Source organism: Chelatococcus sp. KU-N122 (assembly GCF_055391085.1).
This window is the reverse complement of the sequence record NZ_AP043981.1, coordinates 3,621,649-3,640,013: the sequence shown is the minus strand read 5'-3', so window position 1 is coordinate 3,640,013 and position 18,365 is coordinate 3,621,649. Positions and strand designations below refer to the sequence as shown.

19 protein-coding genes are annotated in these 18,365 nt (G+C 67.7%); 6 read left to right on the top strand and 13 right to left on the bottom strand.

What is annotated here, in order from left to right; genetic code table 11:
• Positions 1–39: 39 nt before the first annotated feature.
• The 5 genes from ACZ5PO_RS16270 to ACZ5PO_RS16250 are packed head-to-tail and all read right to left on the bottom strand — an operon-like array spanning position 40 to position 3,315.
• Positions 40–825, bottom strand: coding sequence for an anti-sigma factor family protein (locus ACZ5PO_RS16270; protein ID WP_464195256.1), 786 nt, complete (start codon positions 823–825; stop codon positions 40–42).
• 13 nt (positions 826–838) lie between these two features.
• The gene (locus tag ACZ5PO_RS16265) at positions 839–1,396 is read right to left on the bottom strand and encodes a sigma-70 family RNA polymerase sigma factor (RefSeq protein ID WP_464195254.1); all 558 of its coding nucleotides are present in this window, start codon (positions 1,394–1,396) and stop codon (positions 839–841) included.
• Positions 1,393–1,860 carry a DoxX family protein gene (locus ACZ5PO_RS16260; RefSeq protein ID WP_464195252.1) on the bottom strand — a complete coding sequence of 156 codons (468 nt, stop codon included), beginning with the start codon at positions 1,858–1,860 and terminating at the stop codon, positions 1,393–1,395. Before ACZ5PO_RS16260 ends, ACZ5PO_RS16265 begins: the two co-directional genes overlap by 4 nt.
• 27 nt (positions 1,861–1,887) lie before the next feature.
• On the bottom strand, positions 1,888–2,331 hold the full coding sequence (locus ACZ5PO_RS16255) for a tetratricopeptide repeat protein (protein WP_464195250.1): 444 nt from the start codon (positions 2,329–2,331) through the stop codon (positions 1,888–1,890).
• A gap of 15 nt (positions 2,332–2,346) precedes the next feature.
• Entirely contained in the window at positions 2,347–3,315 is a 969-nt protein-coding gene (locus ACZ5PO_RS16250) for an MBL fold metallo-hydrolase (RefSeq protein ID WP_464195248.1), read from the bottom strand.
• Positions 3,316–3,462: 147 nt separating this feature from the next.
• Here ACZ5PO_RS16250 and ACZ5PO_RS16245 point away from each other — a divergent pair, with 147 nt between their 5' ends.
• Entirely contained in the window at positions 3,463–4,515 is a 1,053-nt protein-coding gene (locus tag ACZ5PO_RS16245; protein WP_464195246.1) for an FUSC family protein, read from the top strand.
• Between the two features lie 92 nt (positions 4,516–4,607).
• Positions 4,608–6,167 carry an AMP-binding protein gene (locus ACZ5PO_RS16240; protein WP_464195244.1) on the top strand — a complete coding sequence of 520 codons (1,560 nt, stop codon included), beginning with the start codon at positions 4,608–4,610 and terminating at the stop codon, positions 6,165–6,167.
• A 369-nt stretch (positions 6,168–6,536) separates the two neighbouring features.
• Here the strand turns inward: ACZ5PO_RS16240 and ACZ5PO_RS16235 are convergent, their stop codons facing one another.
• The 3 genes from ACZ5PO_RS16235 to ACZ5PO_RS16225 all read right to left on the bottom strand — a co-directional run bounded on the left by ACZ5PO_RS16235 (position 6,537) and on the right by ACZ5PO_RS16225 (position 8,886).
• A complete protein-coding gene (locus ACZ5PO_RS16235; protein ID WP_464195242.1) occupies positions 6,537–7,058 on the bottom strand; it encodes a DUF4276 family protein in 522 nt (173 codons plus the stop codon).
• A 2-nt stretch (positions 7,059–7,060) separates the two neighbouring features.
• Positions 7,061–8,311, bottom strand: coding sequence for an AAA family ATPase (locus ACZ5PO_RS16230; RefSeq protein ID WP_464195240.1), 1,251 nt, complete (start codon positions 8,309–8,311; stop codon positions 7,061–7,063).
• A 104-nt stretch (positions 8,312–8,415) separates the two neighbouring features.
• The gene (locus tag ACZ5PO_RS16225; RefSeq protein WP_464195238.1) at positions 8,416–8,886 is read right to left on the bottom strand and encodes an NUDIX domain-containing protein; all 471 of its coding nucleotides are present in this window, start codon (positions 8,884–8,886) and stop codon (positions 8,416–8,418) included.
• A gap of 212 nt (positions 8,887–9,098) precedes the next feature.
• Between ACZ5PO_RS16225 and mbfA the strand changes: the two genes are divergently transcribed.
• Together mbfA and ACZ5PO_RS16215 are read left to right on the top strand one after the other, a co-directional pair.
• Positions 9,099–10,070, top strand: coding sequence for an iron exporter MbfA (mbfA, locus tag ACZ5PO_RS16220; protein ID WP_464195236.1), 972 nt, complete (start codon positions 9,099–9,101; stop codon positions 10,068–10,070).
• A gap of 260 nt (positions 10,071–10,330) precedes the next feature.
• Positions 10,331–11,233, top strand: coding sequence for a metallophosphoesterase family protein (locus ACZ5PO_RS16215; protein ID WP_464195234.1), 903 nt, complete (start codon positions 10,331–10,333; stop codon positions 11,231–11,233).
• An 8-nt stretch (positions 11,234–11,241) separates the two neighbouring features.
• Here ACZ5PO_RS16215 and ACZ5PO_RS16210 read toward each other — a convergent pair whose 3' ends face one another.
• Positions 11,242–12,354, bottom strand: coding sequence for an acyltransferase family protein (locus ACZ5PO_RS16210; protein WP_464195232.1), 1,113 nt, complete (start codon positions 12,352–12,354; stop codon positions 11,242–11,244).
• Between the two features lie 253 nt (positions 12,355–12,607).
• On the opposite strand from ACZ5PO_RS16210, the gene ACZ5PO_RS16205 reads away from it, so the two are divergent.
• Positions 12,608–13,168 (top strand): type 1 glutamine amidotransferase domain-containing protein, encoded by a 561-nt coding sequence (locus ACZ5PO_RS16205; protein WP_464195230.1) that lies wholly within the window; start codon positions 12,608–12,610, stop codon positions 13,166–13,168.
• A gap of 41 nt (positions 13,169–13,209) precedes the next feature.
• Here ACZ5PO_RS16205 and ACZ5PO_RS16200 read toward each other — a convergent pair whose 3' ends face one another.
• The 3 genes from ACZ5PO_RS16200 to ACZ5PO_RS16190 form a co-directional block, all read right to left on the bottom strand.
• Positions 13,210–14,400 carry a DUF1501 domain-containing protein gene (locus tag ACZ5PO_RS16200; protein WP_464196864.1) on the bottom strand — a complete coding sequence of 397 codons (1,191 nt, stop codon included), beginning with the start codon at positions 14,398–14,400 and terminating at the stop codon, positions 13,210–13,212.
• A gap of 79 nt (positions 14,401–14,479) precedes the next feature.
• Positions 14,480–16,021, bottom strand: coding sequence for a DUF1800 domain-containing protein (locus tag ACZ5PO_RS16195; RefSeq protein WP_464195228.1), 1,542 nt, complete (start codon positions 16,019–16,021; stop codon positions 14,480–14,482).
• Between the two features lie 82 nt (positions 16,022–16,103).
• Positions 16,104–16,880, bottom strand: coding sequence for a cyclase family protein (locus ACZ5PO_RS16190; protein WP_464195226.1), 777 nt, complete (start codon positions 16,878–16,880; stop codon positions 16,104–16,106).
• A 336-nt stretch (positions 16,881–17,216) separates the two neighbouring features.
• Here ACZ5PO_RS16190 and ACZ5PO_RS16185 point away from each other — a divergent pair, with 336 nt between their 5' ends.
• Positions 17,217–17,699, top strand: a complete 483-nt coding sequence (locus tag ACZ5PO_RS16185) for a PaaI family thioesterase (RefSeq protein ID WP_464195224.1) — start codon at positions 17,217–17,219, stop codon at positions 17,697–17,699.
• 9 nt (positions 17,700–17,708) lie between these two features.
• On the opposite strand, the gene parA is transcribed toward ACZ5PO_RS16185, so the two are convergent.
• Positions 17,709–18,350: a ParA family partition ATPase gene (gene parA, locus ACZ5PO_RS16180; RefSeq protein ID WP_464195222.1), complete on the bottom strand. Its 642-nt coding sequence runs from the start codon at positions 18,348–18,350 to the stop codon at positions 17,709–17,711.
• Between the last annotated feature and the right edge of the window lie 15 nt (positions 18,351–18,365).

Below are 18,365 nucleotides of genomic sequence, written 5' to 3'. Positions count from 1 at the left end.
CTTGTCCAGGAACCGGTGTCCACTTTTGGGGATCATGCTCTAATCGCTCGCCGTCGACGGTGAGACCTGCGCGCCGAGCGGCGGATTGAGCAGTTCCTTCAGCTTGGCCAGGTCGGCGGGAGCGACGTCGGAGACGGCGGAATAGGCGATGCCGTCCCGGGTCCACGAGACGAAGTTGTAGCCCTGCCGCCGCGTCTCGGCGGCCGGCTGCTGCTTGTCGTCCGGCCACATGAAGACGTCGATCCAATGCAGGTTGCGCCGGTAGACAGCCACGGCCACGCGGCGGCCATCAACGTAGTCGACGCGCCCACCGACGAGCGGAAAGCCCTGCGCCGTCAAGTCGTTGGCGCTCGGTGCGAACTCGACCCGGCCGGCAAACCAGGGCTTCACCACGTGCTGGTTGGACGAGGCGACCTGGATCGGGCGCTCCTGCAGCAGAGCCCGCACATGAGCCGTCAGAAGATCGTGACCGACCGTCCGATCGGCCGCGGCCTGCTGCATGACGGCAAAGGTGGCGCCGGAGGACAGCACGCTCGCCACCGCCACGGCGGCCGCCAATCGCCAGCCCGCGCCGTGGCCGCCGCCGACGAGGCGCTCGGCCGGCGCCTCGTCGCGCAGGGCCCGCCGCACGCGGGCGACGAGCTCCGGGTCTGCCGTCTCGCTGCCCTCGGCCCGCAGCTCGTCGCCGATCCGACGCGTCGTCGCCGCAAGGGCCGCGCAGCTCAGGCACGACGCCAGGTGCTCGGCGACCTGCCGGTGCAGGTCGTCGGTCAGCTCACCGTCAAGGTGCTGCTCGACCAGAGCTCTCGCCGTTTCGCAATCCATTCCGTCACTCATCTCAAGAGCCATTGGAAATCCGCCCCGCATCGGAGCGTCGCGCCAGCTCCGTCCGCAGATGGGACCGGGCGCGCGCCAGCCTGGACATCACCGTGCCGACCGGCACGTTGGCGACGCCGGCGATCTCGCGATAGGACAACCCCTCGATCTCACGCATCACGAGGACCTCCCGGAACAGCGGCGGCAGCGCCTCAAGCGCCGCGACCACGAGCGAGCGCTCACCCTGGGCGATCAGCCGCTCCTCGGCGCTGGGCTCGTCCGACGCCGGCTCCGCCACGCCGCCGTGCCCGTCCCCGTGGAACGCGTCGTCGAGCGATACGACGTTCGAGCCCCGCGTGCGCTCGCTGATCCAACGATAGGCAACGTTGCGGACGATCTTCAGCAGCCACGGGCGAATATCGTCACCGCGAAAGCCGTCGTAGGAGCGGAACGCCCGCAGATAGGCATCCTGCACGATATCCTCGGCAGCGCTGCGGTCACGCACCAGCCAGCGGGCGAGCGTCAGGGCCGCGTCCATGTGGGGCAGCGCCTGGCGCTCGAAGGCGCGCACGCCCCTCATCGCGGGCGCCCGCTCCACAATCGTCCGACGGACCAGGGCCCGGGTCCATGCACCGCCAGCAGCAGGAAGCCGCCGCCGATGGCGAGGTCCTTCCACAGCTGCAGCATCTGCTCGGGATCGCGCGGCATCCAATGGAAGATCAGCGCGACGACGATGCAGAAGGCCGCGAGCGCCAGTGCCGCCCAGCGCGTCAGAAGGCCGGCCGCGACGGCGAGGCCGCCCCCGAGCTCGACGACGATGGCCCCTGCCACGAGCACGCCCGGCACCCCGAACGCCTCCATATAGGCCATCGTGCCGCTGATGTTGGTCAGCTTAGCCCAGCCCTCGATGATGAACAGGGCGGCCAGGAGCAAGCGGCCGGCGAGGGCCGCCGCGGCGGCCGCCTGCCCGCCGGCGAGCGCCGCGGATACGGACAGCCCGGCCGGCTGCGATCGAGGCGAAGGCGATGGTGATGTCTCGGTCATGGCGTGCCTCGCATCTGTCGCCGCCGCTCACGACTTGGCGGCGATGGCCTTTTCCAGGTCCTCGCGCTCCTCGCAGCCCGAGGGGCACAGCCGCTTGAGCACGGTGAGCTGCTCGTTGGCCTTGGCCAGATCGCCGCTGAGCACATAGAGCTCACCCAGGTATTCGCGAGCCGCCCGATGATCGGGATCGAAGTCGAGCGCCTTGTTATAGAAGGTGAGCGACGTCCTGTAGTCGCCGAGCTGGCGGGTGACGTAGCCCATCAGGTTGTAAACGTCGGCTTGCTCGACGCCGCTGTCGATCAGCTTGCCGAGCGCCGCCTTGGCGCCGCTCCAGTTCCGCGCGGCGATCATGGCGCGGGGCCCCGCGAGGTCCGGCGCATCTTTCGAGGTGAGCGTGTCGACGGCGAACGCCGGCGCCGTGAACAGGACGGCGAGCAACCCGGCGGCCAACGGCTTGAGATGGCGGTTCATGGCGATCTCCCCTGCTCAGACCTTGGCGGACACGTAGGCGTAGGTGTTGCCGTCCCTGCTGATGTAAGCCGGTCCGGGGAACGGGAAGTGGGCGCCGGTCATCATCACCCGGTCGGCCACCACCTGGTCCATGAGCCGGCGCCGCGACGCCTCGGCCAGGGGGCCGTCCTCGTCATAGGCGCCGTGCCATTCGGGATGGGGCACGACGAGTGCCGGCACGTAGCAGGTATCGTTGGAGAGCATCAGCCGATCGCTGCCGGAGGCGAGCAGGAAGGCGACGTGGCCGGGCGTGTGGCCCGGCGTGGAAACGATGCGCACGCCCGGCGCCACCTCGATCTCACCCTCGACCTGACGGATATTCGTCCAGCCGGGGAAGACGTCCTGGATGCGCTGGCCGAGCGCCTTGCGGGCCTCCGGCAGCTTGCCGACGCGGCCCGGCTCCAGCCACCATTTGTACTCGGGGGCGGTGACGATGATCTCGGCCTTGGGATAGACGGGGGCGCTGCTGCCCTTCTGCATCAGGCCGTAGATGTGGTCGGGGTGGAAGTGCGAGACCAGGATCGTGTCGATCCTCGCAGGGTCGATGCCGGCGGCGGCCATGTTGGCGGCGAGCTGCCCGGCGGTCGGCACCCATTGGGCGCCGGAGCCGGAGTCCACCATGATCAGGCGGTCGCCGATCTTCAGCACCGAAACGGTGAGCGGAATGGAAACGAAATCGACGGGCAGCCCCGCGGCGACCATGGCCTCGCGCACGTCGGCGACGGAGGCGTTCTTGATGAAGGCGGGGTCGTGCGGCTTCTCCCAGATGCCGTCGTAGACGGCCGTCACCTCGACCTCGCCCACCTTGTACTTGTGAAAGCCGGGCGACGGTGCCGGAGTTGCTTGCGCCTGCGCCTCGTCGATGAAGGCGAGCGGCTTGTCGAGGCCGAAAGCGGCGCTGGCGGCCGCGGCGGACAGAACGAGCGTGCGTCGGGACAGAAACATGGCGGCCCTCCGAGCCGTGGCGGATCGGGATGGCCGATCGGCGATGGGCCTCCCTATCGCGTTGACTCGGAAGACGACGGCTTTATTCCCGCCCGCAGCGCACGCCCGCCCATTTGAGCAGGAGCGAACGACGGTGAATCGACCGACATGAGGGCCCACCTGGCGGAGGCCTTGCGCTGGTCGACCGAGGCCGAGTTCACGGCCATGGACGCCGCGCTGGCCGCCCTCGCCATGGCCGCACCGGTGCTCGTGGGCGCCGTCACCGGCCATCTGCCGGCGGGATTGGTGGCGACGGTCGGCGCCATGGGCACCACCGCCACCGTCGAGGGCTCGGCGCGGGCCCGGCGGACGGCCGCCGTCATGGCCTTCGCGTCCGTCGTCGGGGGCGCGGCCGCCGCTTGTCTCATGGCCGGCGGGGGCGTGCTCGCTGCCACCGCCACGGTCGCGCTGGCCGCAACAGCGGCGCTGGTCGGCGGCCTCAGCCGTCCGCTGGCCATCGCCACGACGCGGTTCATTCTGTTCATGGTCCTGGTCGGCGCAACGGTGAGCACGGGCCATGCCGGCCCGACCGATCTGCTGCCGCTGGTCGCCGCGGGCGCCGCCTGGGGCGCGGCGAGCGGGCTCCTCGTCGGCGCCGGCCTGCGGCGATGGTCCGCTGTGCCGGAGGCGCCGATCGCAGAGGCGCCCGCCACACCCGCGGGGGCGGCGCGGATCGGCAGCTGGCGCCGCTCGCTCGGCCAGTTGTCCGGATGGCAGTATCCACTGCGGCTGGTCATCGGCCTGACCACCGCCGAGGCGCTCGGCGCCATCTGGCCTTCCCATCATCCCCATTGGCTGGCGATCACCGTCGTCATCCTGATCGAGCGCCAGCTCGAACGCGTCCCGCTCAGGACCACGCAGCGGGCGCTGGGCGCCGTCGTCGGCGTCGCGATCGCCGCCGTGCTGCTGGTGTATCAGCCGCCGGCCTGGGCGCTGGTCGCCTGCGTCGCCGTGCTTGCCGCGGCCAGGCCCCTGCTGCGGGCCCGCAATTACCTCGCCTATACGGCCGCGATGACGCCGCTGATCATGCTGATGCTGGACGCCGGCCACTCGCCCGGCGCGGCGACGCTGGCCGATCGCCTGGTGGCAACCTTTGCCGGCGCGGTCTTGGTGCTGGCGACGAACCGGATCGTCTCCAGGCTCGGCGCCGCCGCGCCTTGAGGCGCCCCGAGCCGCCTTGACCCCTCCTGGCGAAATAGTTACCCCTCGGTCACATAAACGCCGGCTGGCGACAACAACCGGAGGGGAGGCTCATGCACGTTACCGATCTGTTCTATATCGGTGCCCAGAACGCGCCCAACAGCGTCGCTCTCGCAGGAAACGGCGGCGAGTTCACCTACGCCGCGATGCGCACCATCGTGAACCGCCTCGCTCGCCAGATGCTGGCCGAGGGCTTCTCCGTCGGCACGCGCTTCGCCGTGTTCAGCCCCAATTGCGGACAGGCGCTGATCACCATGATCGGCGCGCTGCGGGCCGGCGCCGCCTGGTGCAACCTCAACCTGCGCAACGCCATCGACGACAACGTCCACATCCTGAGCGCCGGCGGCTGCGAGGTGCTGTTCTACCACTCGTCGGCGGCCGCCCAGGCGAAGGAGCTGAAGGCGCGGGTGCCGAGCCTCAAGCGCGTCGTCGCCATCGACCAGGCCGACGCGGAAGGGGTGTTCCTGGACGACTGGATCGCCGGGCAGCCCGACGAGCGCCCGGACTTCCGCGTGCCCGACGACGGCCTCGGCATGCAGGGCGCCACCGGCGGCACCACCGGCCGGCCCAAGCTGACGCAGGCCGACAACAAATGGCTGCTGATGTCGGTGCTGGCCTGGTCGACCTGCCTGCATTTCGATGCGCCGCCCGTCAACCTGGCAGTGACGCCGATCACCCACGCGGCGGGCATGGTGGCGATCGCCAACCTGCAGTTCTCCGGCAAGACGGTGATGCTCGGCGCGCCCGACCTCGATGCGGTGCTGCGCCTGATCGAGGAGCACCGGGTCACCACGCTGTTCCTGCCGCCGACCCTGATCTACGCCCTGCTGGCACACCCGAAGCTCGCCGCGACGGACCTGTCGTCGCTGCGCTACGTCATTTCGGCGGCCGCCCCCATCGCCCCCGACAAGATCGCGGAGGGTGTCGAGCGCATCGGCCCGGTGATGTGCCAATCCTATGGCCAGACCGAATGCGGCTTTCCGCTGACCTTCATCTCGCCGCAGGAAACGGCGGAGGCGGTGCGCGATCCGGCCAGGCGCCACCGGCTGCTGTCCTGCGGACGCCAGTGCCTGACGGTGGAGGCGATGGAGGTGATGAGCGACGACGGCCGGCTGCTGGCCACCGGCGAGGTCGGCGAGATCGTCATGCGCGGCCCCACCGCCATGGCGCGCTACCTCAACGACGCGGCCGCCACGGCGGAGATCCAGACCTTCGGCTGGCATCACACCGGCGACATCGGCTACCGCGACGCCGACGGCTTCTTCTTCATCACCGACCGCAAGCGCGACATGATCGTCTCCGGCGGCTTCAACATCTTCCCCTTCGAGATCGAGACGGTGCTGTTCGAGCACCCGGCGGTGCAGGACTGTGCCGTCATCGGCGTGCCGGACCCTAAGTGGGGCGAGGCGGTGAAGGGCGTGGTGCAGCTGAAGCCCGGCGCCAGTGCCAGCGCCGACGAACTCATCGCCTATTGCAAGGACAAGCTCGGCTCGCTGAAGGCGCCCAAGAGCATCGACTTCAGCGACAGCCTGCCGCGCAGCCCCGTGGGCAAGGTGCTGAAGCGCGAGATCCGCAAGCCGTACTGGGAGGGCCAGGAGCGGGGGGTGAACTGAAGGCGGCCAAGCCGTACCGCGCGAAGCGTGGAGCGCATGACCGGCGCAAGTCACCACTATGCGGGTTCAGCGTCCCGGAACGGAAAGGAGTCGAAGACGGCGGCGGCGAGCGCGGCGATCGTCACGAAATCGAAAGCACGTCCAAGCTTGGGAACCCAATAGCGGCCATGTGTTAGAGCGTTTCGCGATTGAGTAGAATCACCCAATCGCAAAGAAAGTCCCTGACTTTAAAAGATTATGATCATTTCGTAATACAGAATACGTGCGCGTCAGCCTGAGATTACCTCATCAATGGCACTACGGAAGGAGATAAAGCTGGGAGAACTAGACTCTTCGATTCGATAGTTTCGGCCGACTTCCTTAGCCAGCTCAACTTTTCGAAGGCCTTCCGAAAAGTAACCCGCCCGCCGAAGGATTCTTTCGAGCGCCTCCCATGTTCCTCCCGATATATCGTCGCATTTGCGGATACGCCGCCTGCTGCGGTATATTAAGCGGGACTCTAGGGTACGCTCTATGTACGGCGTCCCATTCTCCAAAGTACCAAGCTTCCAGTTCCTCAATAGCGATTCTATTCACAACATTCCAGCCCGGCCCGGCGGTGATGCTCCGCGTTCGAAGACCGGCGGTCTTGGCTGCAAGCTCCAGACGCGCTTTTAATTTAAAGCAATCGTCATCATCTCTGTCAACTATAACTATTACTCTTGCATTTTCCGGAAGCCATTTTGCATAGCTGCGAAGCTTCGCCTGCAGCTTTCCCATTAGATCAAGTTTTCCCTGATGAACATGGATATTGTATGTTGCGTTCGATCCAACCATATCCGGCAAAATTGCGTCGAGAAACGTTTCCATCGAAGGCTCCTCAACCAGAAACTCCAGATGGGGCGCGTCCATGCCTATGACCTGCCCAGCAGAGACGGACCGCCTTGGTTCCGCAATGGGTCGCCTAAGCCGAAATGACCTTCCATCCAGAGATTTCCCAGAAGGGCTCCTTCCGACATGAACTCGGCAACCCCCGGTATCTCGGACACGACCTTGACTTGTGTGTACCCATCCTCATCGCGGTAGAGAACTCTGACCTGCCTGGGCTTTAGCGCGTTAAGGAAAAAAGGCGAATGCGTTGTGACAAGAAGCTGCCCTCTCTCAGAGGCCTTGCTGCATTCTTCTGCCAAGCCAAATAAAAGACGTGGGTGCAAGAAATTTTCAGGCTCTTCAATCCCAATAAATGGCGGCGGAAATGGATCATATAACAGAACCAGGTAGGCCAGCATTTTGAGGGTTCCGTCAGACGCAAATCGAGCCAAGACGGGACTCTCAAAAGGCGCGTCTTTTATAGTAAGAAGAAGCCGTCCGTCAGGCATCGGCTCCGCCATCACCTTCTCAATACGAGGCACGCGAGAACTAAGAACCTGAAAAATACGACTCAACCGATCAGGATGCTGCTCACTAAGGAATTGTATGACATTGGCGAGATTATCGCCCGTACGAGAAAGCCGCTCTTGCGGCCCAGCTTCTGGCTGACCTCTTGTATTTTCAACAGAGAAATATGACACATACCAGCTAGTAATAAAGTCACGAAGAGCTGCGACACGCGGGTGCTCGGCGAACTGACCCAACGCATTCACGGCAATCAAGTCGGGGGCCTTCAGCGGGATATCGATGCGGGTATCCTCGCTGTCCGGCGCCTCCCCCCGAACAGCTCGTCCGATTCCTTCTTTATAGTCCAGGAACTTGAAGGGCTGGCCGTGGCTTCCACGCTTCCATCTCAACCACTCCTCGGCTACAACCGGCGATCCATTTCTCTCGTCTACCGCTAGATGGTATGTTATGACCGGAAATTTAGGCTCACTATACTTAATTTCAATTACGATAGGCCCATCGCTCCCGCGAGTCTTTAGCTCCTTGGCTCTGCCGCGACGGTCCCAGGCTCGGCGCAAGCCCGATTCGAAGCACTCAGAAAGGAATGCAAACACGTCAAATATCGTTGATTTACCACTCCCGTTCGGGCCGAGCAGCACGGTGAGAGGCGAAATATCCTTTAGCTCTATTTTTCGGAGTGCTCTAAAATTTTCAACACGCAAATAAGTAATGCGCGCGGACCTTCGCGGGCGATCGTCATCGCTAATTTCATTTTGTCGATGCACCATCTGTCGAGCTCTGCAAGCGCTGGTCGTCATCCTCAAACATGTGGAAGCGTATGTCGAGCATTGACAAAGAAAGCAAGCTATAGCTCTGCAATTTTCGATCGGGCTCACCACTCCGCCGCGATCGGCACGCCCTCGGTGATCTCGGCCAGCCGCGCCCGCGTCGACGGCGTGGTTCCCTCGGGCAAAGCGCCGAGCGCAAAAAAGCCGGTCTCGGCGATCTCGCGGTCAGGGGCGCGAGGCGCCGTCTGCTCGAAGGCACGCACGACATAGAGCACCACGTGGTCGCGCCGCGACGCCTTGCTGTTGAGGAACAGCCCGTGCAGGCGGGGCTCGCCGGTGAGCACGATGTTGCCCTCCTCCACGAGCTCGCGCTTGAGCGACGTCAGCACGTCCTCGCCGACCTCGACGCCGCCGCCGGGCATGTACCAGCCGCGCACATAGGTGTGGCGCACGAGGAAGACACGACCCTCCGCATCGAAGACGGCGCCGCGCACGCCGAGCGTCAGGCCGCGGGCAAAGCGAAAATACGTGTGCAGCGTCCGGCGGACGATGCGCTCGGCCAAGCGGTCTGACATCGGCACGATCACTCCCCGATGCAGCGCTATAGCACATGCCGAAGGCTTGGCAGGCGCTGTCCGCGCGGCGGTCGGCTGCTGCGGCAGGCCACACCTCCCCTTCCATACCCAGACGCAAAAGGACGCAGCCGCGGGCGCCTCGATTCTGTAGCGCATAAATTAGAATAATTCTAATTTATGCGCGTGTCGTGCCACCCCAGAGAAGTCGCCCCATGAAAGCCCTGTCCGAACTTACCGAGGCCGAGGTGCTGGCCCTGGCCATCGCCATGGAAGAGGAGGATTCCCGCATCTACATCGCGTTCGCGGACCGGCTGCGGCCCGACTACGCGGCGTCGGCGCAGGTCTTCGAGGACATGGCCGAGGTCGAGCGCAGCCACGCGCAGACGCTGCTCGACATGTTCCGCGCCAAGTTCGGCCAGCACCTGCCGCCGATCGGACGCCGGGACGTGCGCGGCTTCCTGCGCCGCCGGCCGTTCTGGTGGCGCAGCCTCCTCGGCCTTGACGCCGTGCGCCGCGAGGCCGAGGTGATGGAGCTGGAAGCCGTCAAGTTCTACGAGCGGGCGGCGGAAGCTGCCACGGACGGGTCGATCCGCGCGCTCTATCTCCGGCTGGCGGAGGTGGAGCGCACCCACGAGGCCAAGGCGGCGTCGCTCGGCACCGAGAATCTGACCGAGACGGCCGTGGCCCGCGAAGAGGGCGTGCGCAGGCGGCTCTTCGTCCTGCAATACGTGCAGCCGGGCCTGGCCGGCCTGATCGACGGCTCGGTATCGACGCTGGCGCCGGTGTTCGCGGCAGCCTTCGCCACCCACAACAACAACCAGACGTTCCTGGTCGGCCTCGCCGCGTCTATCGGCGCCGGCATCAGCATGGGCTTCACCGAGGCGCTGTCCGACGACGGCTCGATCACCGGGCGCGGCTCGCCCTGGCTGCGGGGCGTGGTCTGCGGCCTGATGACGGCCATAGGTGGGCTCGGCCACACCCTGCCGTATCTCGTGTCCGACAGCCTGCCCAACGCCTTCTTCATCGCCACGGCGATCGCGGCCGTGGTCGTCGCCATCGAACTGCTGGTGATCTCCTGGATCCGCACCCGCTATATGGATACACCCTTCCTGCGTGCGGCCTTCCAGGTCATCGTGGGCGGCGTCCTGGTGCTGATCGCCGGCATCTTCATCGGCAACGCCTGACGCGCGCCGCCGGTCCAACGACGGGTGGGAGTGGTTGGCGGCCGGATGATGTCATCCGACCGCCATCGCTCCAGCTTCAAGACGTTGGAGCACGTCTATCCGACCGGATGACCTCATCCGATCGGGGAATGCCCGAAAGCGCTTCGCGATCGGATGGAATCACGCAACCGCAGAAGAAGCGCTACCGATTCAAAGAGTTATGAGCATTTCCATGCCATTGGACGATCCCCTCCAATGGCGAAATGCTCTAGGACAGCCGGATGGTATCGATCGCCCACCTTTCCGACGCGCATCTCGGCCCGCTGCCGCGGCCGAGGCTCGTCGAGCTGGCCAGCAAGCGGCTCACCGGCTACGTCAACTGGCGGCGCGGCCGCCACATCACCCATGACATGGGGGTGCTCGGCGCTATCGTAGCCGATATCGCCGCCCACAAGCCCGACCACATCGCCTTCACCGGCGACGTCGCCAACATCGGGCTCGCCGCCGAATTTCCGGCCGCGCGCCGATTCCTGGAGCGTCTTGGGCCGCCCGCGACGGTGAGCTTCGTGCCGGGCAACCACGACAATTACGTGCGCAGCTCGGCCGCGCCGCTCTATCGGGCGCTGGGCCCGTGGATGGCCGGCGATGATGCCACCGCAACCGGCGAGGCGGCGTTTCCCTACCTGCGCCGACGCGACGGCATCGCCCTGATCGGCGCCAACTCGGCCGTGCCGACGCTGCCGTTCCTGGCCAGCGGCAGGCTCGGGCCGCGCCAGCTGGCTGAGCTCGCCGACCTGCTCGGCGATCTCAGGCGCGAGGGCCTGTGCCGCGTCGTCATGATCCATCATGCGCCTTATCGCACCGCCACCAGCCCGGCGCGTCAGTTGATCGATGCCGCGGCCTTCGAGCGTGTCCTCGCCCAGGCAGGGGCCGAGCTCATCCTGCACGGCCACAATCACCGCATCCAGCTCACGCATCTCGCCGGGCCCGAGCGGCCGGTGCCGGTGCTCGGCGCCCCGTCCGCCTCGGCCTACGCCGGCTCGCGCCAGCATCGGGCCGGCTATCACCTCGTCGACATCACGCCGGACGGCGCGCGCTCGTCGATCGTCGTCCGCAGCCGCGGACTCAAGCCCGGGGGGCAGATCGCCGACCTGACGGCGCTCGGCGAGATATCGACGGCGTAACGCCGCACTCAGACGCCCGCGCGCCGCCGCAGCAGGAGCACGATCGGCTGCTCGAACCGCCGATGGACCAGCAGCGCCGCAATCACCGCGGCGATGAGACCGACCGCGATGAAAACGGCGGCTGGAACCTGGGACGCCACGGCGGTCGCGGCCAGCACCTGGCTGACCAGCCGGATGGCGAAGGGGTGGACGAGGTAGAGGGCGTAGGATGCGTCGCCCAGCGTCGCCAGCGCCGTCTCGAAGCGCGGCGGCTTGTGCGGCGCGGGGCCGAACACCGTAGCCGCCACCAGCAGGGCGCCGGGGATGCCATAGCCGACGACGTTGCCGAAGGCGCCGAACGCGCCGGTCTGCGGCACGTCCGCGGACAGCACCACAAGGGCCATGACGCCGAGGCCCACGCGAACGGTCAGGGGCAGCCGCAAGCCGCGCGCGCGCAGCAGCCCGAGCCCCATGCCGAGCACGAACTCCAGCACGATCGGCTGCGTCCAATAGGCCAGCGGCTCCGGCAGCGGCGCCACCACGGTCCCCGCCGCAACCGCCAGCGCCAGGAATGCTGCCACCGCCGCCACGGCCAGATGGCGCGGCAGCGCGATCGCGGCGGCGAACAGCAGGTAGAACAGCATCTCGTAGTTCAGCGTCCAGCCGAGCGAATAGACCGGTTGCACGAGGCCGTCCGGCCGCGTGTAGGGGATGAACAGCAGCGAGGCGACGACCTGCCAGCCTTCCGGGTGCGGGCTGTTCAGCGCGCGCGGCGTCAGCAGCGCCACGGCCAGGAACAGCCCGGTCGCCGCCCAGTAGAGCGGCACGACGCGGATCAGCCGCCGGATCAGGAAGACCCGGGACGCGCCCGGGCGGGCGAACAGCCGGGCCGAGCTGTGCACCATGATGAAGCCGGAGATGACGAAGAAGACGTCGACGCCCGCAAGCCACGGCAGCGCGTGCGAGCCGCTGAACGACCGCCCGGCCTGCTCGGCGAGCAGCGCCGCTTCGTTCTGGACGTGGTGGACGGCGACAGCGAGGGCAGCCAGGGCGCGCAGCACCTGCAGGCCGAGCAGCGTCGGCTGTCCGCCGGGGGCAGTTGCTGCGGCACTGGACGATGGTGGAGAGGACAGCTCGGTCACGGCGTATTCGAACGGGGCCGGCGGCCCGGAGAGCCGCGCAATGGACTAGACGGCGGCGGCTGGCAAGGGCGCGCCGCCGTGACGAATTGCGGAACACCGGGCGCACGGCCCTCGTTTGCTGTGGAGAGCCAGGCGCCCGTCGCGCCGGCCAAGAGCGTCTCACGTCCCCTCCCCGGGCGACCCGCCGACCATGCGGCTCCGGCAGCGGCGGGCATGAGACCGACGACCCATCGACTCGATCCGGAGAAAACCCATGCCCCAGATCAATCAGGCACGCATTCTCATTTTGGCGACGCACGGCTTTGAGCAGGCGGAGCTGACGGTGCCCTTGCAGGAACTGAAGAAGAAGGGCGCGACGGTGAAGGTCGCCTCACCGGAGAAGGGCCCGATCCGGGCCTGGAACCACACCGACTGGGGCGAGAGCATGCCCGTCGACCTGACGCTGGACCAGGTCGATCCCGCCGCCTACGACGCCATCCTGCTGCCGGGCGGCCAGATCAACCCCGACCTGCTGCGCATCAACCCGGCGGCGCTGAAGCTCATTCGCTCCTTCCTCGACAGCGGCAAGACCGTCGCCGCGATCTGCCATGCGCCATGGCTGCTGGTGGAGCTCGATGCGGTCCGCGGCCGCAACGTGACGTCCTACATCTCGATCAGGACCGACGTCATCAATGCCGGCGGCAAGTGGGCCGACAAGGAGGTCGTCGTCGACGAGGGCATCATCACCAGCCGCAATCCCAAGGACCTGCCCGCCTTCGTCGCCAAGATCATCGAGGAAGTCCAGGAAGGCCGCCACCAGCGCCACGCCGCCTGAGCCGGATCGCCGCGCGGGCGATCGCTCTGTGTCCGCAGCGCCTACACCAGCTTGAGGTCGGCCGGCCGCACGTCGGCGAAGACGCGCTGCAGGCTGGAGCCATCGAGGCCGTAGAGGCGCTGGAACAGGCCGGCCAGCAGGGCGCGGTAGTCGGTCAGCACGGGATAGTCCCGGTTCTGGAACAGGTTTGCTTCGTCGAGCCGCACCTGCGGCCCGGCGATGCGGCCGCCACGGACACCGCCGCCGATCACCCAGTAGGCGCTGCCGTGGCCGTGATCGGTTCCGCGGTTGCCGTTCTCCCGAAAGGTCCGACCGAACTCGGAGAGGACCACCACGACGGTGTCGCTCCAGCCGGGACCGATCTCCTCGGCGAAGCCCGCCAGGCCGCGGCCGATCTCGCCCAGCCGATCGGCCAGGTATCCGGTCGCCGCCCCCTGGTTGACGTGGGTGTCCCAGCCGCCGACGTCGACGAAGCTGAGGTTGAACTGGTCGCGCATGAGGCGGCCGATGCGCCGGGCCGCCAGCTCGAAGCCACGCGGCGAGACCGCCCCTCGGTCGGCCTGGGCCTGATGCTCCGATATGGCGTGGTAGACCTCGTCGCGCACGCGAAAGCCCTCCGCGACGGCGCCTTCCAGCGGCGTGCCCTGGTACATGGCCGCGATCAGCGCCGCCTGACGGTCGTCGATACCGGGCTTGCCCACCTGGTTGATGGAGACGTTGGGCACGATCTCGACGCCGCGAAAGATCAACGGCATCTGGTCGGTGAAGGCGATCGGGCGCACGCGCGTCAGCTCTGCGGCCAGGCGCGCCATGAACCCGGACTGGTAATTGCGCGCGCCGTGCACGTTCTGGCCGAGCTCGATGGTGTCCTGGGTGCCGAAGTGGCTGCGGCTCAGATCGTCGGTCCCGGCGAACGGGACGAAGGCCGCCTGGCCCTTGGCGTAGAGCGGCAGGATGGTGTCGCGCAGGGCCGGATGCAGGCCCCAGTCGGCGTCGAGCGGCAGCGCCGCGGCGGGGTTGGCCGGGTCCGGCCTGGCGACCGCGAGCCGGGGACGCGACTGATAGTAGAAGTCGCTGCCGATCGGGATCACCACGTTGGCGGCATCGTAGGCGCCGCGCAGGAACACGACGAGCAGGCGGACGTCTGTCTTCGGCGCCGCCCAGGCCCGGCCAGCGACGGTGCCCGACCCGGCGACGCCGGCCAAGCCCGCGATCAGCGCGCGACGGCTCATCACGGAACGATCCATGATTCCCCCTTCCTCTTCAGCCCCGCCGGCCGAAGACAATCAGGATGTCCTCGCCTCTCCTCGCTCAATGCATGAACTCTGGAGATGCCAGGAACAGCGCGTTCCAGTCCTGAGGCGAGACGGCGCGGGCCAGCGCCCCCCGCGTCTGCTCGCCCAGCGTACCGGCCAGGACCGCGAAATAGAGCCGGTTCTGGAGCAGCGGAAAGGCGGGCTCGGCCGCGCTTTCCGGCGTCGGCTTGAACAGGCTGCCCGGTCCCGAGCCGATCTGCCGCGCGACTTCGAAGCGCGTCATCAGCTGGCCGGGCCCGGTCCAGGCCGCCGACGTCAGCGGATAGCCGTCGGGGGTGGAGCGCAGGAACACGCCCTCGCCCAGGCGTGTGAGCCAGCTCTGCACGCTGCCGGGGTTGAGGATGACGCGGGTGTCGTAGGCGAGCCGCAGCGCCGAGAAGACGAAGCGCATGGGGTCCTTGAAGCGGCCGCCGGCCGCGGCGGCGGCGAAGGCCGGCGTATGGAACAGCTCGTCGAGCACGGCAGCGATGTCGCCGTCGGTCCGTGTGAACGTGGCCGAGAGCCTCTGCAGCAGCGCCTCGGGCGGCGCGTCGCCGACGAAATAGGTGGCGAGCGCGCGGCTGACATTGCGGGCGGTAGCGGGATGGCGGCTCAGGATGTCCAGCGCCTCGTCCACCTCGGCCAGGCCGCGGCCCTGGATGGCGTGCCCCAGCAGCACCTTGGGGCCGTAGTCGTGCCGGGCCGGATTGAACTCGAACAGGCCGTCGCGGACGAGATCGCCCTGAAGCTGGGGCTTCAGCCGGGGCGGCTCGGGCCGACTGCTGATGCCGACGCCAGTCAGGATGCGCGCCAGCTGCTCGACGTCGGCCTGGGTATAGCCGGAGCCGGCGCCCATGGTGTGGCGCTCCATCAGCTCGCGGGCGTAGTTCTCGTTGACGTGGCCCACGGCGTTGTCGGCATTGTCGAGGTAGCGCAGCATCGCCGGATGCCGCAGCGTGGCCGCCAGAAGATCGCGGAAGCTGCCGAGCGCGTGCGGCCGCAGCGCGGTATCGACGTAGTCGCCGACCGTGGCGCGCAGGTTCGCCTTGCCGATGAAGACGTTGAAGCGGTTGAGCCAGAACCAGGTCATGCGCTCGCGCAGCTGCGCCGGCGCATAGAGCGCGTGCAGGATCATCTGGTTGGTGGCTGCCCGGCCGGCCTCGGACAACGCCGCCTGGTAGGCGACGCGCGCCGCCTCCTGCTGAGCCGGCTCGGCTTGCGCGCCGGCGGCCTTGGCCTGGGCGTCGAAGGCGGCGACCCGATCGAACAGGGAGCCTGCGGGCTGCAGCCTGGCGACTTCGGCCGCGACCGCCTCCGGCAAGGCTTCGCCGGCGCCGGGCCGCAACTGATCCCGCAGCCATGCCTCGCGGCCCATCGCCGCCAACCGGTCGAAGCTCGACGGGCTCGCGCCCCACGTCACCGCATCGAGGAGAGCCAGATCCTTGTGCGCCGCCGCGTCGTCGCGTGCCACCGCGACACCTGCGCCCGCTGCCAACGGGCCGACCAGGACGGCGGCGAGGATGAGGCGGCACCACCGCCACCGCTTGCAGTTCACCATACACAGGACCAGAACGAGGTCGACGCGGCGACCCTGGCGGCCAAACAGGGCCGCAGCATGACGGCGGGCAGGGAACGCCCGCTCAGCCGTCGACGATGGCCACCGCCCGGGTCCAACCGGCCGAGGCGGCCCGGATCTTCACGGGAAAGCACGACACGGTGAAGCCGGTCGATGGCAGCTGCTCCAGGCTGTGGAGCTTCTCCAGGTGGCAATAACCGATGTGGCGGCCCGCCTTGTGGCCTTCCCAGATCAGGCTCGCGTCACCGGTCTCGGCAAACTTGCGGGCGGTGTGAGAGAACGGCGCGTCCCAGCTCCAGCCATCGGTGCCGGTGACGCGCACGCCACGCTCGAGCAGGTACATGGTCGCCGCATAGCCCATGCCGCAGCCCGAATCGACGTAATCGGCCTCGCCGTAGCGCTCGCCGGCGCGCGTGTTGACCAGCACGATCTCGAGCGGCTTCAGCGCGTGGCCGATGCGCGCAAGCTCCGCCTCCACGTCGGCCGGGGTGGCCACGTAGCCGTCCGGCAGGTGGCGGAAATCGAGCTTCACGCCCGGCTGCAGGCACCAGTCGAGCGGCACCTCGTCGATGGTGATGGCGCGCTCGCCGCGGTTCATGGTGGAGTGGAAGTGGTAGGGGGCGTCGAGATGGGTGCCGTTGTGCGTGGAGATCTCGGCCCGCTCCACCGCCCAGCCCTCCCCGTCCGGCAGGTCCTCCGGCTTCAGACCCGGGAACAGCGAGGCGACCAGCGGCGCCGACTGCCGGTGATCGGTGTAGTGCAGCCTGGGCGTCTGGATCGGCGGATCGGCCGGGACGTCGTTCTCGAGGGGGACGGATATGTCGATCAGCCGCCGTGCCATGCGCTTGCCTCCCGTGCTGGAGCATTTCGCCAATGGATGGGGTCATCCAATGGCCCAGAAATGCTCCTAACGTTTTGAATCTGAGCCGCTTCTCTTGCGGTTGGGTGAGCCCACCCAACCGCCGAGCGCTCCTGTGCCGACGACAGCGCTGACGGGCGCCCGCTCGACGCCGATCATCGATCGGCGGCGCCACTGCCGGCAAGCCCGAGCCGCGCGGCACGCGCGGAGCTCTCGGACCCCGTTATGCAGCGCAGCGACTTGATGTTGCAGCTGCGATCACGGAGATGGAAGGATAAGCGGCCTTATGCCGATCGATCGCATGCGTGCAGGATATCCATGACCGTCAACATCCCCGAAGGCTTCATTCGGCTGCCCCAGGCCGGCGGGCCCTTCTTCGCCGTCAACGGCCCGCTCTACGCCAAGTACGACGCCGGACGCCTGCTCGTCGGCTTCCGCGTGGAGGAGCGCCACTGCAATCCTTTGCAGATGGCCCATGGGGGCATGCTCATGTCCTTCGCCGACATGCTGATGCCGATGAGCGCCAATTTCGCCGAGGGGCTGCACCAGTTCCTGCCGACGGTGGGCATGACCATGGACTTCGTCGGGCCGGCCCGCCTGGGCAGCTGGGTGGAGGGCACCACCGACATCCTGCGGGTGACCCGCAACCTGGTGTTCACCCAGGCCCTGGTCACCGCCGACGGCGAGGTGGTGATGCGCACCAGCGGCACCTTCAAGCGCGGCCAGCAGATGGAGGGCTTCAACCTGCGCAAGGTGCTGGGGCAGGAGCGCGAGCTGGCGGACGAAACGCTGGCCGAATAGACGCGGGCCTCAGCGGCCGATGTGCCGGGCCACTTCGCTGGCCAGGGCCTCGACCTCCAGCGCCCCGGTGCTGCCCGGCAGGGTCTCGCCGACCGCCCGCCCCTGCCCCATGCTGGCCGGGAAGGCGACGCGATTGCCCAGTTGCGCCTCCGCCACCAGGTGGCCGAGGCGGCCGACCTCCGCCAGCACCTGGGCGGTCAGGGCGGCACGGCGCACCACGCGGTTGGCGACGAGGATCGACCGGCTGCCCTCCTTGGCGATCATCGCCAGGGTCGGGTCGACCGCCCACAGATCGATATGCGTCGGCTGGATCGGCACCGCCACCAGGTCCGCCGCCTCAATGGCCGGCCGCGTCTCCAGGTCGGACTTGGGCGGCGTGTCGATCACCACCAGCTGATAGTCGCGGGCAAGGCTGCGGGCTTCGCGCCGGGCGCCCCAGCCGCTGGCCGTGCGGAAGACGAGGCCCGTCTTCGCCTCACCCAGCGTCTGCTCGCGCATCTCGAACCATTGCCCGAGGCTGCCCTGCGGATCGACGTCGAGCACCGCCACCGGCGCGTCGGGCCGGGTGAAGGCGATGGCCAGATGCGCCGCCAGCGTGGTCTTGCCGGAGCCGCCCTTCTGTTGCGACACGGTGATGATCTTGCCCGTCATGAACCGCTCCGCGGC

What these genes read in the sequence shown, in the direction of transcription:
- ACZ5PO_RS16270 (WP_464195256.1), bottom strand. Translation starts at nt 825, where the DNA reads ATGGATTGCGAAACGGCGAGAGCTCTGGTCGAGCAGCACCTTGACGGT.
- ACZ5PO_RS16265 (WP_464195254.1), bottom strand. Translation starts at nt 1,396, where the DNA reads ATGAGGGGCGTGCGCGCCTTCGAGCGCCAGGCGCTGCCCCACATGGAC.
- ACZ5PO_RS16260 (WP_464195252.1), bottom strand. Translation starts at nt 1,860, where the DNA reads ATGACCGAGACATCACCATCGCCTTCGCCTCGATCGCAGCCGGCCGGG.
- ACZ5PO_RS16255 (WP_464195250.1), bottom strand. Translation starts at nt 2,331, where the DNA reads ATGAACCGCCATCTCAAGCCGTTGGCCGCCGGGTTGCTCGCCGTCCTG.
- ACZ5PO_RS16250 (WP_464195248.1), bottom strand. Translation starts at nt 3,315, where the DNA reads ATGTTTCTGTCCCGACGCACGCTCGTTCTGTCCGCCGCGGCCGCCAGC.
- ACZ5PO_RS16245 (WP_464195246.1), top strand. Translation starts at nt 3,463, where the DNA reads ATGAGGGCCCACCTGGCGGAGGCCTTGCGCTGGTCGACCGAGGCCGAG.
- ACZ5PO_RS16240 (WP_464195244.1), top strand. Translation starts at nt 4,608, where the DNA reads ATGCACGTTACCGATCTGTTCTATATCGGTGCCCAGAACGCGCCCAAC.
- ACZ5PO_RS16235 (WP_464195242.1), bottom strand. Translation starts at nt 7,058, where the DNA reads ATGGACGCGCCCCATCTGGAGTTTCTGGTTGAGGAGCCTTCGATGGAA.
- ACZ5PO_RS16230 (WP_464195240.1), bottom strand. Translation starts at nt 8,311, where the DNA reads ATGGTGCATCGACAAAATGAAATTAGCGATGACGATCGCCCGCGAAGG.
- ACZ5PO_RS16225 (WP_464195238.1), bottom strand. Translation starts at nt 8,886, where the DNA reads ATGTCAGACCGCTTGGCCGAGCGCATCGTCCGCCGGACGCTGCACACG.
- mbfA (WP_464195236.1), top strand. Translation starts at nt 9,099, where the DNA reads ATGAAAGCCCTGTCCGAACTTACCGAGGCCGAGGTGCTGGCCCTGGCC.
- ACZ5PO_RS16215 (WP_464195234.1), top strand. Translation starts at nt 10,331, where the DNA reads ATGGTATCGATCGCCCACCTTTCCGACGCGCATCTCGGCCCGCTGCCG.
- ACZ5PO_RS16205 (WP_464195230.1), top strand. Translation starts at nt 12,608, where the DNA reads ATGCCCCAGATCAATCAGGCACGCATTCTCATTTTGGCGACGCACGGC.
- ACZ5PO_RS16200 (WP_464196864.1), bottom strand. Translation starts at nt 14,400, where the DNA reads ATGAGCCGTCGCGCGCTGATCGCGGGCTTGGCCGGCGTCGCCGGGTCG.
- ACZ5PO_RS16195 (WP_464195228.1), bottom strand. Translation starts at nt 16,021, where the DNA reads ATGGTGAACTGCAAGCGGTGGCGGTGGTGCCGCCTCATCCTCGCCGCC.
- ACZ5PO_RS16190 (WP_464195226.1), bottom strand. Translation starts at nt 16,880, where the DNA reads ATGGCACGGCGGCTGATCGACATATCCGTCCCCCTCGAGAACGACGTC.
- ACZ5PO_RS16185 (WP_464195224.1), top strand. Translation starts at nt 17,217, where the DNA reads ATGACCGTCAACATCCCCGAAGGCTTCATTCGGCTGCCCCAGGCCGGC.
- parA (WP_464195222.1), bottom strand. Translation starts at nt 18,350, where the DNA reads ATGACGGGCAAGATCATCACCGTGTCGCAACAGAAGGGCGGCTCCGGC.